The organism is Neisseria sp. P0021.S006 (genome assembly GCF_051956895.1).
The window spans coordinates 1-509 of sequence record NZ_JBQCWZ010001075.1 but is presented as its reverse complement, the minus strand read 5'-3'; the positions used below and the strand labels follow the sequence as shown (position 1 = coordinate 509).

Sequence of the window (509 nt, the reverse complement as noted above, 5' to 3'; positions counted from 1 at the left end):
ACCAACAAAAACAACACCAAACCCCACCCACCACAACCCAACCCCACCCACCACACCCACCACCCACAACACAAACAAACAACCAAACAACACGACACCGACAAAACGAACAACTCCACCAAAAAAAACACAACCACCACGGACGCCCCAGACATCTCTATGTCCGGCGAACACGACATCCATTTTGAAAGCCTGAGCATAAGCCGCCAGTACTCTACCAACACCACCACAACCGAAAACCACCAACACCCCACCACCCAAACCACACACCAACACACCAAAGCAACAAAAAAACAACAAATCCTCCCACAAACCTACCACAACATCACACTAACAAACAGACAAGCTACACACCAAAACAACCACCATCATAAACACACATCCCACAACAAACTCACCACCACAAACGCAAACACCACACACTACCACACCACCCCACCCAACAACCCCAACACCCACACCACCAACACCCACCCCAACCAACACAACCAACCCAAACCACAAACCCA

1 protein-coding gene is annotated in these 509 nt (G+C 49.9%); it reads left to right on the top strand.

The annotated features are described in order from the left end of the window. Positions 1 to 509, top strand: a 509-nt coding sequence (locus tag ACTHUM_RS18795; RefSeq protein ID WP_440403796.1) for a hypothetical protein, incomplete at both ends; no start/stop codon positions are given.